Annotated in this window: 4 protein-coding genes; 2 read left to right on the top strand and 2 right to left on the bottom strand. The window is 70.9% G+C overall.

Annotated elements, in window-relative coordinates; all coding sequences use genetic code 11:
* Positions 1-5 precede the first annotated feature (5 nt).
* Positions 6-1,040 (top strand): EscU/YscU/HrcU family type III secretion system export apparatus switch protein, encoded by a 1,035-nt coding sequence (locus M1D55_RS04260; RefSeq protein WP_064575414.1) that lies wholly within the window; start codon positions 6-8, stop codon positions 1,038-1,040.
* A 182-nt stretch (positions 1,041-1,222) separates the two neighbouring features.
* Here the strand turns inward: M1D55_RS04260 and M1D55_RS04265 are convergent, their stop codons facing one another.
* Together M1D55_RS04265 and M1D55_RS04270 are read right to left on the bottom strand one after the other, a co-directional pair.
* Positions 1,223-2,275, bottom strand: a complete 1,053-nt coding sequence (locus M1D55_RS04265; RefSeq protein ID WP_232206382.1) for a helix-turn-helix transcriptional regulator — start codon at positions 2,273-2,275, stop codon at positions 1,223-1,225.
* A 511-nt stretch (positions 2,276-2,786) separates the two neighbouring features.
* Positions 2,787-4,079 (bottom strand): MFS transporter, encoded by a 1,293-nt coding sequence (locus M1D55_RS04270; protein WP_023264457.1) that lies wholly within the window; start codon positions 4,077-4,079, stop codon positions 2,787-2,789.
* A gap of 680 nt (positions 4,080-4,759) precedes the next feature.
* Here M1D55_RS04270 and M1D55_RS04275 point away from each other — a divergent pair.
* On the top strand, positions 4,760-12,418 hold the full coding sequence (locus M1D55_RS04275; protein ID WP_456281219.1) for an LWXIA domain-containing protein: 7,659 nt from the start codon (positions 4,760-4,762) through the stop codon (positions 12,416-12,418).
* Positions 12,419-12,610 lie beyond the last annotated feature (192 nt).

Here is a 12,610-nt window from a genome sequence, read left to right on the forward strand (position 1 = left end):
ACGCCATGGCCGATAGCGAAAAGAACCTCGAAGCGACGCGGCGCAAGCTCGACGACGCGCGCAAGCGCGGCGAGGTGCCGCGCAGCAGCGATGTCACGTCGGCCTTCGTCTTTCTTGGCGTGCTGATCGCGCTATGGCTGCTCGGGCGCTATTTCGTGCGGCTGTTCCAGGCGCTGTGGCTGAGCGCGATGGGCGCGATCGACCAGCATCTGGCCGACCAGCAGATGCTGGCGCTGGGCGAGGCCGGCGCGCGTTTCCTGCTGATGGGCGTGCTGCCGATCGCCGCGATCGCTCTGGTCTGCGGCATCATCGGCGCCTTCGTGCAGGTCGGACCGCTGGTCGCGTTCGAGCAGATCAAGCCGCAACTGGCACGGCTGAATCCGGCAGAGGGCCTGAAGCGGATGTTCGCGGTGCGCAATCTGGTCAACCTGCTGAAGACCGTGATCAAGATTGCGCTGCTGGGCGGGCTGATCTATGTGCTGGCGCTGCGGGCGATCGAGGATGGCGTGCGCACCGGCTATGCGCGGCCGGCCGAGATCCTGCTGCTGATCGCCCATATCCTGCTGATGATGTGCTGCTGGGCCGCGGTGATCTATCTGATCATGGCGGTGATCGACTACGTGCACGAGCGCTACGAGTTCATGAAGCGCCAGCGCATGAGCGTCGAGGAATACCGGCGCGAATACAAGGACACGCAGGGCGACCCGATGATCGCCGGACGGCGGCGCGCGGCGTTTTTCGAGGCGGCGTTCTTCGGCGTCGGCGAACGGGTGCGGGTGTCGACCGCGGTCGTCTATTCCACGCAATACGCGGTGGCGCTGCGCTACGACGGGCCCGGTACGCTGCCCAAGGTGGTCGCCAAAGGCGGCGGCCAGGTCGCGGCGCGCATCCGGCAGGCGGCCGCGGACTACCTGATTCCGTCGGCCTTCGATTCGGACCTGGCGCAGCGGCTCTATCTGACGGTGCCGCTCGATCGCTTCATCGACCGCTCGCTGTTCGAGCGGGTGGCGGATCTGATGCGGTGGGCGAAGGGGGGGTAGGGTGGTTGGGCGGCCGGGGGATTGTGGTTTGCTGGCGTGGTTTGCCCTCTCCCCAGCCCTCTCCCGCAAGCGGGAGAGGGAGCCGGTTGGCGCGATGGACACCGCGACGCCGTTGCTCGACCGCTGACACGCTCCCCTCTCCCGCTTGCGGGAGAGGGGCTGGGGGGAGAGGGCAACCGCCCCTAGCAATCCAACAACGCCTCTTCCGCGCGATATCCCGCCCCGGCGCGCTCGCGGGCACCATTGCCCCCACGCTCCATCCTCTCCGCCCGATCCATCCTCTCCACCGCCGTGGCGATCAAGGTGGGGTCCTGCATCGTCGCCGCATGCGCCAGCTGCACACGATTGCGCACGCCGAAATGGCTGCGCAGCCGGCGCATGTGGTAGTCGACGTTGAAGATCGACATCTCCATGCGGTTGGCGATCTGCTTGTCCGACAGCCCTTGCGCAAGACAAGCCAGGATGTCGCGCTGGACCTCCGAGAGTCCATCGCGCTGCGTGCCGCCCAGCGCCGGGATATCGGCATGGCAGGTCAGGAACTCGTGCAGCGCGAAGCCGACGGTCAAGGCCTGGCCGATCACCGGGTCGCCGATCCAGCGGCGGCTCTCGATGCCCGAGGCGAAGCTGATCGCGACGAAGTCGCTGGTGCCCGGCATCGGCAGGTTCAGGAACACGCCGCTGCGGATGCCGGCGTCGCGCAGATCGTCGAGGAAACGGCGCAGCCGCAGCGCCTGCGTGCCGCCGGAGGTGCTGCGCTCCAGGTCGCTGACGTCCCACACCAGCGGCAGGCCGAAGGTGCCGGGCCGCGGCTGGCGCGGATCGACCTCGTAGTAGCGCTCGCGCAGGTAGTAGTCGCGCCAGCCCGGATGCGAGTAGGTATCGAGGAAGGTGCGCATCTGCACCTGCCCGCTGACGGTGGTGGCGGTGCCATAGCCGAGCCAGTCGAAGCCGATCCCCCGGATCGCCGACTGCATCAGCGCGGTGCGCGATTCATGCGAGCTTTCGCGCAGCATGGCCTCGACCAGCCCCGGCATGCCGCCCTGGCGCGTGCGCCGCTGGACGGGAACGATATGCCGTTCGCCGAATACCTTGATGCCGTGGGGGCCCGTCACGGGGGGCAGGCCGCGTGGACCGCGCGCCGACGTGCCGTCGCTTGTGGCGCGCGGCAGGTCGGCTCTCAGGGTCCGCGACAGGCTGGTGTCGCGGCCCAGGCCGGCTTCCACTACTTTTTCCATCGATCGCCTCCGACAAATGCGTATGGCTGCCGCATTGACGCGACAGCGTGAAGGCTTGCCATGGCTTGGTCCGCTGGCGACATAGCGCGCCCGCTGGCCAGGCCTTCAGGCAAAGCCCAACATACTGCTGACCCATTCCCGTCGGAAAACCCGGATGGCGCCGCGGTGCGGCGTGCCCGGTGTTGTGCGTGCCGTGCGTTGCGCGGCCGCTATTGCTATCGATATCGATGCTGTGGTGGTGCGAAACCGTGATGGCGCCAGCGGTGGCTGCTGCTGCTGCTGCTGTTGCCATCGGACGCCGGCCAAATTATTGCAAGCCAAGATGTCATGACATCGAACGCGCATTCCAACCGTGCGATGCGGGGCCGCATTGCCATCCATCGCGATGCCCGCGAACGGCGATACGGCAAGGCCTGCGGCCGGTTGATGCGATGCCGCGACGATGTTGTATATACGCCACTTTCCTTAGACCCTGAAGGGTTATCGCCGCGCGCATGGGTTCTCCGATCCCTCATGCTTCCAGCGTCTTGCCGCGCGTTTCGGGCAGCGTCAGCGCGGCGATGATCAGCACGCCGTAGGCGCCGGCGGCGAACACGCCGATCGTCTGTCCCAGCGGCATGGTCTGGCTGACATGGCCGATCAGGAAGGGGAACAGCGCACCGATGGCGCGGCCCACGTTGTAGCAGAAGCCCTGGCCGGAACCGCGCACGCTGGTCGGGAACAGCTCGGTCAGGAAGGCGCCCATGCCGGCGAAGATGCCCGAGGCGAAGAAGCCCAGCGGGAAACCGAGCATCAGCATCACGGTGTCGTTGACCGGGATCTGCGTGTAGATCAGCGCGATCGCCATCGAGCACAGCGCGAACAGCATGAAATTGCGCTTGCGGCCGATGCGGTCGGTCAGATAGGCGCTGGTGATATAGCCCAGGTACGAGCCGACGATCACCATCGCCAGATAGCCGCCGGTGCCGAGCACCGTCAAGCCGCGCTCGGTCTTCAGGAAGGTCGGCAGCCAGGTCGTGATCGCGTAGTAGCCGCCTTGTGCGCCCGTCGTCAGCAGCGCGGCGCGCAGCGTGATCGACAGCAGCTTCGGCGAGAAGATCGCGGCAAACGAGGTCTTCTGCTCGGAGGCCGCTTCCTTGGCCTTGTGCTCGGCATAGACCTCGGGCTCCTTGACCAGGCGCCGCAGGAAGATCACGAACACCGCCGGCAGCAGGCCGATCAGGAACAGCGCGCGCCACGCGGTCTCGGGCGGCAGGATGCTGAACACCAGCGCATACAGCAGCGCCGACATGCCCCAGCCGAGCGCCCATCCCGCCTGCACCATGCCGACCGCCTTGCCGCGGTCCTGCGAGCGGATCGCCTCGCCCATCAGCACCGCGCCCGCGGTCCATTCGCCGCCGAAGCCGAAGCCCATCAGCGCGCGGGCGATCAGCAGCTGTTCGTAGTTCTGCGCGAGCCCGCACAGGAAGGTGAAGAAGGCAAACCAGACGATGGTCAGCTGCAGCGTGCGCACGCGGCCAATGCGATCGGACAGGATGCCGGCGATCCAGCCGCCCGCGGCCGAGGTCAGCAGCGTGGCGGTGCCGATGAAGCCCGCATCGCCGCGCGTGATGCCCCAGGTCGCGATCAGCGTCGGAATCACGAAGCTGAGGAACTGCGTATCCATCGCGTCGAGCGCGTAGCCGACCTTGCAGCTCCAGAACGTGCGGCGCTCGCCCGGCGTGATGTCGCGATACCAGGCAAAGAGGCCGGTCGACGGTCGGCTCTGCTGCTCCCCCTGCATGCTGCCAATCTGCGTTTCCATGCGTTCCTCGTCGTGGTGTCTCGTCGCGGTGCGTCGGTACAGGCTGGATCCGGGCCAGAGCGCGCGTCCCCACTTGCAGGCGGATTGCCCGCGGCGAAGCCGAATGACTCGCGGCGGTCTGCGGGAACCTGTCATGCATGGATGGACGTCCCCCGGCATCTGCATTCTTCAAATTCGCCGGGCGGCTCGTCCAACTATTTTTTAGCTTGGGTCCTCATAAGAAAAAATTGAGATCACCTCTAAATCTCTGTCAATACGCGGGCCCCGGCCAATCTGGCATTCCCGCGCACCCAGGTGGATATCGGGTTTTCCCCGATGACGCGATGTCGCCAAATGGCATGGCGACGAGCGGCCGACAGCTGCCGTCCCCGCGAAAGCGGGGACCCAGTGGCTTGCAAAAGACGCTGGATTCCCGCTTTCGCGGGAACGACGGGAAGTCCCTGTCCCCATGCGAGAGCAACGCGTAAGCATACGGCGCGCCAGCGGCAAGCGGGGCAGGGCATCGGCTACGGAGACTCGTAGGGATATCGCTGTGCAGCGCAGCAGCGGCGGCGCTTCGCACCACGAGGGTTCGTGTCGTCACGGGGCCTTCATCGACGCGCGGTCTGATGTCGGCGCCCCGGGTCAGGGCGCGTCCGCATCGGCATGGTGCCTCGCCCGGCCTTTGTTTCGAGGTCACGATGAGCTATCCCGCCGATCTGTCAGGTCCCTCGACGGTGCGCCCGATCACGGTCCCGCCGCCCCCGCCGCCCCCGCCGCCGGCACCGTCGGCGCCGCCTCCACGCGCGGCCGATGCCGAATCGAGCTCGGCTGCGCAGCGCCAGCGCGAACTGGCCGAGCTGCAGGCGCGGCTGCAGCAGATGCGCGAGCAGATCGCCGCGATGCTCGAGCGGCTGCGCCAGGCACAGGAGGCGGAGGCGGCCGCACGCGCGCAGGCGGAAGCCGCGCGCGAGGCCGCCGAGCGTTCGCAGTCGCGCGACGATATCGCCAAGGCCGAGGCGGCGGAGGCCACCGCGGCGACGCGCAAGGCCGAGCTGAACCAGGCCGCGCTCGAACTGGACGCGCACGACAAGCGCATCGCGCTCGACGAGGCCAAGGCCGAGGCGCTGCGGGCGCCGGGGCCACAGACCCAGGCGAAGGTCGACACGGCGCAGGCTGCGTACGACGACGCCCAGCAACTGCACACGGTTGCGGTGGCCGACGTCAGTGCCAAGCGGGCCGATGAGGCACTGGCCGCCGCCGACCGCGCGGTGACGGCGCTGGCCCCGCCGGGCAGCGATCCGGCCAGACTGAATGCCGCCGACCAGCAGGCCCTGAACGAGGCGCGGGAAACGGCCGGTGCCGCCCGGCGGCAATCCGACAGCGCCGCCGCGGCGCTCGGAACCGAATGGCGCCGCTACGAGCGCGATGCCGCGCAGCGCGAGCTGGACAGAACCGGGCGCGAGCTGGAGCAGGCCGGCGCGGCGCGCCAGCGTGCCCGCACGGAGGGCGATGCCGCGGCGTTGCAGCGTGCCGACGATGCCTATGGGGCGGCGCTGGACGCGTGGTGGGTGGCGGACCGGCAATCTGTCGCGGCGCAGGCATCCTGGGACGCGCAGGTGGCCGCCAACGACCTCGCGGCCAAACAGGAGCAGCACCGTGTCGATGAGACCCGCGCCAACCAGTGCCTGGCCGAACCGCCCCAGGTCCAGCAGGCCCGGCAGACGCTGGAGCAGCGCAATACGGCGGCGCAGTCCGCGCTGACCGAAGCGCAGGCGGCCAAGGACGATCATGCCGCGCGCAAGGCGCTGCGCGACCGTGCCGCCGAGATCGACACCGAATACCGCGACGCGCAGACCGGCCTCGAGCAGGCCCGCACCGCCTACGAAGGCGCCACCGGCGCCGATGCCCGCGAGAAGGCGCGCATCGCCTACGCCGATGCCCAGGACCGCATGGCGGCCGCCCGCGGCCAGCACGACGCGCTGCAGGCATTGCGCAGTTCGCAGCAGGCGGACGCGGCGCTGGTCGAGGGGCTGCGGGCTGGCGAAAAGGGCGGCGCCGGTGCCCCCGGCGACGGCGCCATCGCCACGCTGCGCGAATCGGCGGGCCAGGCGCGCGCCAACGTGCAGCGGACCGTGGCGAACGCCAACGGCGACGCGACGGACGTATTGCGGCAGGGCCGGACCGACGAATGGCGCAAGGACGGCGGTGCCGCTCAGCGCGCGTTGCCCACGGCCGATGAGGCCGCCGCCAACGCGGCGCAGACCTATGAGGCGACCGTGCGGCGGCCGGGCGCCACGCAGCAGGAGATCGACACCGCGCGCGAACGCCGCGACGAAACGCGGCTGGCGCAGGCGGTCGCGCATGGCCGCAGCGATGCGCTCGCGTCCACCGAGACGCGCCGCGCCGCGGAGGGCGAGTACGCGCTGGCGCTCGAAGCCCATCGCACGCACGACTTCTCCGGGGCCGCACCGGCCGGCCCGCTGGCACCGTCCGCACCGGCCGGGCCGCTCGCGCCATCCACGCAGCCGCCGGGATCGTTGCCGAGCACGGGCCCTTCGCTGTCGACCTCGCCGCTGCTGACGCCAAATTTCGGCGAGGCCGCGCGCCCGGCGCCATGGACGGTGTTGCCGCCCGGTATCGATGCGGCGGCCGGCAATGCCAGCGGGGACACGGCAACCCCGCCGCCCACATCCCCTGCCTCCACGAGTTCCACGTCGGCCACTGCGCCGCTGCTGGCGGCGCCCGGTTCGCCGCCGGTTGCCGTCAAGGAGAACGGGCGATGGTATGTCCAGTACCCGGCGCAGTTCACGGCGCAGTCGCCAACGCTGTACGGCAGCTATCCCGCTTCGTCGGCGACGCTGTCGCTTCCGGGGCAGAGCCCATCGCGCGTCGAAATGGACCCGGTCACCGCACGCGTCTGGGAAGCGCATGCGCAGCTGCAGTCGGCCATCGCCGCGGAGGACACCGCATGGCAAGACTATGAGACGCTGAACAACGATGCGCAGGCCATCGCGCAGGCTCGCCGCGAAGGCAATGCGTCGGCCAATGCCAATGGCGCCAGCCCGGGCCAGAACCCCGGCGCCGACGCGGATCCCGAACTGACCCGGCTCACCACGCAGGTCGACACCGATCATCGCGCGCTGCTGGCCGCGCTCGGCGCGCGCCTGACCGCCGAAGACCGTGCGCGCGACCTTGGTGTCGACGTGGCAAAGGACGAGACCGTTGTCTCCACCGGCGAGGCGCTGGAGAGCGCGCGTGCGACGGCGTCGGCCAGCGCCGCCGAGCTCGAACGCTATCGCAGCGAGCGCGATAGCGGCGCGGCCAGCAACGACGTCGAGCGCTTGCGCAACGAGCATCAGGCTTGGAAGCGCGAGCATCCGTTCCTGCGCGAGCAGGACGCGCCGACCTGGGCGCCGCTGCAGCAGGCGCTGGACAACGAAGACGCCGCGCGCCAGCAACTGGTGCAGGAGGCCGCGCAGGCCGGCGCCGCGCAGGAGACGCGCGCGCTGACCGCGACGCTGACGCCCGAGCAGCGCGAGGACCCTGCCGCGCTGTACGAGTTGTTCGTCTCTGAGCCGCGCGCGATGGCGCAGGGCGTCATCAACCAGCACTACGTCGACTACGGCGGGCGACCCTACGAGATGGCGGGCCGCACGCACGCGCGCAACATGGCGGGGCTGGCGCTAGAAATTCCGCCCGAGGTGCAGCTCGCGGGCGACGCCGACGCGCAGATGGAAACGCTGCGCAAGCAGGACATCTTCGCCGGCATCGACGACGACTACGCCGACATGCTCGACGTGGTGGCCGACCAGCTGATCGAGCAGGGCGGCGAGCATGCGCGCGTGACGCTGCTGCCGGTGGTCTACGCCAGCCGCGAGCGTGGCATCACCCGCACAATGCTGTTCAAGGTCGAGACCGGCCAGGGTCCGCGCTTCGTCGACGAGGCCGGGCGCGCGTACGACGACCTGAAGGACTACCGCGAAAACAATACGCTGCCGGCGGCGGACGCCGTGCTGGCGATGCCGCGCGACGGCGAGTTCACGGTGGACAGCAAGGGCAATATCGAGCTGGAGATCGGCGACGCGCGCATCGAGAGCGGCTGGGAGAGCTTCCGCCGCAAGACCCATCTCGATACGGTGGCGGCCGGCGTCGGCATCGTCGCCGGCGTGGTGCTGGTGGTCGGCTCCGGCGGCGCGCTGGCGCCCGTCGCCATGGCGGCCGCCGGGGCCGCGACCGCGTACGGCGTCGGCACCTCCGCCGCCAGCATCGCCGACCAGATCTCGCATGGCCAGAGCTGGAACCCGGACAAGAACCCGCAGATGCTGATCGACGGGCTCAATATCCTCGCCGCCGCGCTGGGCGTGCGCGCGGGCGTGGCCGGGGTCAGCGCGGCACGCAGCGGCCAGCGCGCGCTGGTGGCCGAAAGCCGCGGTCTGACCGACGAGGCCAGCCAGCTGGCATTGCGCACGCAGGCGCTGCAGCAGCAGGCCACCCGCAGCGGCCGCCAGGCGCTCGCGGTCGGCGCCGGCACCTATGGCTATACCGCTTATTCGGCGGTGTCGAGCTGGGAAAACATGACGCCGGGCGAGCGCGCGACCACGCGCACGCAACTGCTGCTCGGCGGCGTGCAGTTCATGATCAATCCAGTCAGCGGCCGCTGGATCCGCCAGAGCGCGACCGGCGCGCTGACGGGGGTGCGCCACGCCGCGACGGCTTGGCGCGGCACGATGGCTGGCCTGGACCGCGGCGCGCAGGCGCTGTCGACGCTGACGATGCCGCTGCGCAATGTCATGCAGACGCCGCTGGCGGCGGCACGCATGCGCCTGGGTCAATGGCAGGACACGCTGGCACAGCGGCTGCCGGCGCTGTCCAGCCTGGCCGGCTTTCCCGGTTCGCTGAGGCGGCAGGGCGCCGATCCCGCCGGCGCGGCAAGGCCGCCGGCGACACCGGGCCGGTCGGCGGCCCAGCCTCGCACGGAAACCCCGCCGCACAGCTATCCCGTGGCCCGTACCCGTTGGCGCGCGGTACAGGACCGGCTCAGCCGCGTCGATACGCTGGGCATGCTGAACTGGCTCGATGCCGGGCGCCGCGGTGCGGCGCAGGCGATCGGCAAGCAGCGCGATGCCGAGGCCAAGCTGGTGCGCGTGGCGCGGGAGACGGCGTTCGAGGACGGCCAGGCGCTGCATCGCTGGCTGTCCGGGCCGATGCGCCAGCAGATGCGGCAGATCGAGGCACGCGCGCAGTCGCAACTGGCGCGGCTGCGGTGGGAGACCGACACCGCGCGCCAGCAGGCGATCGTCCGCGATCTGCGCCGCCTCGACGCGGCCGCGCAGCGGCTCGCCAGCCGCTGGCATCCACTGCTGGCCATCGGATTGCGGCAGGAGCTGCGGCGCATCGAAGCCAATCAGCGGGATTTCAAGGGCTCGGCCGACGTGCTGGCGCCGCGCGCCGAGGCGATGCGGCATTTGCGTGGCGAGCTCGTGCAATGGCGGGCCGCGCTGCCGTCGCGGCAAGCCGCTCCGACGCGCGACGCCGCGCCCTTGGCCCAGGCACAGGCCCTGGTAACGCGCCTCGGCGGTCATCGTGCCGCGTTGACCGATGGCGCGGCATTGGTCTCGAAGACGCTCGACGCGATGCGCGCCAATCGGGACGCCGTGCTCGACTTCGTGCCCAAGGGCAGCACCAGGCCGGTCCGTGCATCGATCGAAGGCGATATCCATGCGGTTGCGCCGCGCCGCTCCACCGATCCGAACGCGGCGACGCCGGCCATGCCGGCGCTGCCGCCGCGCTGGCAACGCGCCGTGGCGGCTTCGCTGCGGCAGCGGTTCCGCATGGGGGTGGCCGATGCGGCTACCGGCCTGCTGTGGCTGCAGGCGCGGCGCCTCGGCATGCTGACGCCGCGGGGGTCGTTGCGCCTCGCGCCGCAGGGGCGGACAGCGGCGCCCGGCCGTACCCCGGACGGCATGACATGGTCGTCCGTGATGCGATCCGGCCCGGCACGGCCGCACACCGATGGCAACAGGACGTCGCGCAACGGCGCGCTGAACCGCCTCGATGCCGGCCGCGCGATCTTCTATCAGGAGCGCGCCAGCGCGCTGGCGGCAAAGGCGGCCGCCGCCGGCAATACCAAGTCCAAGCTGGCGGCATGGCAGGCCTTCGTCGATGCCGTGGCCGCGCATTCGCCCGACGTCGCCCGGCGCCTCGCCGCCGCGGGCGGCGTGCGTGAGCGCTACCAGGGCGGCGAGGCCGGAACGGTGCGCCGCTGGCAAGGGTTTGTGCCCAGCCGTGCCGAGGCGCGCGGCAGCGATTCGGCGCGCGAGGTCCGGCGCGCCTATGCCGAACTGCTGCTCGCCGCGGCGCGGGTGCGCAAGCGCGATACGCGGCGCGCCGCCGCTGCCAGCGTGCGCGCGTGGCGGCAGGCGCTGCGCAGCGCCAACGACGCGGCGCGCGTCACCGACGCGCTGTCGGCGCGATTGCAGACGGCGACGCCCGGCACAGCGACTCATCGCGCGCTGACGCGCCAGCACGCGCTCGCGGCGCAGGCGCAGCGGCTCGCGCAGACCAATGCCGAACGCGCGGGGCGCGCGGTGTTCGGCGAAGGCGGTCTGGCGCCGAGGGCAGCGACGGCGCCGCGCGGTCGTGGACCCCAACCGCCCGCGGACGGCGCGCTGGCGGCGCTGCGCGATACCCATCCCGCGGCATGGCGTCGCGTGCTGGAACGTGCGGCACGCCAGATGGAACGGCTGGCGCAGCAGGGCGGCGCCGATTCGCCGTGGCAGGCGCAGGCCGTGCAGCTGCGCGATCTGGCCCGGCAGGCCGCCGCCGATCCGCGCCTGACCCGCGTCGGCGAGAGCGTGGCGGCGATGCGCCAGTGGCGCCAGGCCGAATGGCAGCGGGCCGACGCCCGCATCGCCGAACAGCAGGCCACGCAGGCGTGGCGGCACGCGCAACGCACGCAACGTACCCAACGCGGGCAACGCACAAGCGCAGGCCAGCATGCCGATCGCCAGGACCTGCGCGCGGCAATGAACCAGGCCGCGGCGCGCCATCGAGACGCACGGCGCGCAGCACTGGAGGCGAGGCGAGCGGCTTTCCGCCCAGGCACCGGCGCCATCGATCGGCTGGCCGTGGCCAATCCGCGCGCCGCGGACAGCCTGCTCGCCTGGGCGCAGCGCCAGCAGCGCGCCGACGCGCGGCTGGGCACGGTGTCGCTCGGGCCGGTGCGGCAGCGGATGGAGCGTACGGTCCCGACCGCGCTGCAGGGCGGGCTCGCCAACGCCAGCGGCGACAGCACGCTGACCGTCGCGCAGATCCGCCGTGGGCTGCAGCGCGGCGCGCGCGTGGCGGCGCTGGCCCATGGGGCCTACGCGGCCGCGACGGGCCAGGTCGACGTCTCGCGCGATCCGCGCGAGCTGCGCAAGTACAACCTGCCGGATACCACGCGGATCGACGGCTGGCAGATCACGTTCCGCTCGCGCGACGGGCTGAACTCGATGACGCTCTGGCTCAATATCGGCGGCATCAAGTCGCTGTGGGTCGGCGGCAGCACCACGCCGTTCGCGTTCTCGCGCGACGGCAAGACCACCGTCGGCACGCGCGACGGCGTCAATATTCTGGAGGGCGGCGTCGCCTATCGCTTCGGCCTGCCATGGCTGTCGAAGATGGGCATGGCGAGCCTGCGCGTCGGCCACGTCAAGCACAACATCCTGCGCACCAACTTCGCCAACGGCAGGCTGACCGATGTGGACGGGCAGGCCACGTGGTCGTGGCCGGTCACGCCGGTGCTGATGGATGCGACCAATATCGGCCCGCTGCGCTTCTACGGATCGAATACCGCCAACCGCCTGCAGATCGGACAGTACGGCAGCAAGGTCGGGCCGGCGCAGCTGTGGTACCTGAAGGGACCCGACCTGTCGAAGTCCCGCGTCAGCGAGATCGATGCGATCACGCTGAACAAGGAATTCCAGTGGCCGGATCTGTTCGGGTCGTCCGGGCGCGATCGCGCGGCACCGGCCGACACCGCGCGCGGCGCCGCGCCGCGGGTCCTGGCCGAGCGGCAGGCCACGGCGCCGGCGATGGAGGCCCCGCATCGCAACCTGTCGCGTCGCGCGGCCGCGGTGCTGGCGGGCTACCACCAGGTTGCGCCGGGCGACACGCTATGGAACATCGCGCGCAGCCATCGCGACACGCTGCTGGATGGCGACGGCCGGGCGGGTGCCGTGCCCGGCGGCGACGTCGCGCAGACCAGCCGGGCGCTCGACCACCTGCTGCAGCTCAATGCCTCGATCGGCGATCCCGACCGCATCGTGCCCGGCTGGCTGGTCGATATCGCACCGCCGCAAACCAGCCAGGGCTGACCGCTCGCAGGTGACAGGCTGGCGGAAGTTCCCGTCCTACGAAGGCTCGGTGATGGCAAGGCGCGCCGCCCGCGGTACGCTACGCCATCTTCACGACGGCGTTGTCGCCGACCACGTTGTCGTCCCCGCGAAGGCGGACCCAGCGGCTTTCGAACGACGGCGTTGTCGTCCCCGCGAAGGCGGGGACCCAGT

This window comes from Cupriavidus sp. JZ107 (genome assembly GCF_053903255.1).

What these genes read in the sequence shown, in the direction of transcription:
- M1D55_RS04260 (WP_064575414.1), top strand. Translation starts at nt 6, where the DNA reads ATGGCCGATAGCGAAAAGAACCTCGAAGCGACGCGGCGCAAGCTCGAC.
- M1D55_RS04265 (WP_232206382.1), bottom strand. Translation starts at nt 2,275, where the DNA reads ATGGAAAAAGTAGTGGAAGCCGGCCTGGGCCGCGACACCAGCCTGTCG.
- M1D55_RS04270 (WP_023264457.1), bottom strand. Translation starts at nt 4,079, where the DNA reads ATGGAAACGCAGATTGGCAGCATGCAGGGGGAGCAGCAGAGCCGACCG.
- M1D55_RS04275 (WP_456281219.1), top strand. Translation starts at nt 4,760, where the DNA reads ATGAGCTATCCCGCCGATCTGTCAGGTCCCTCGACGGTGCGCCCGATC.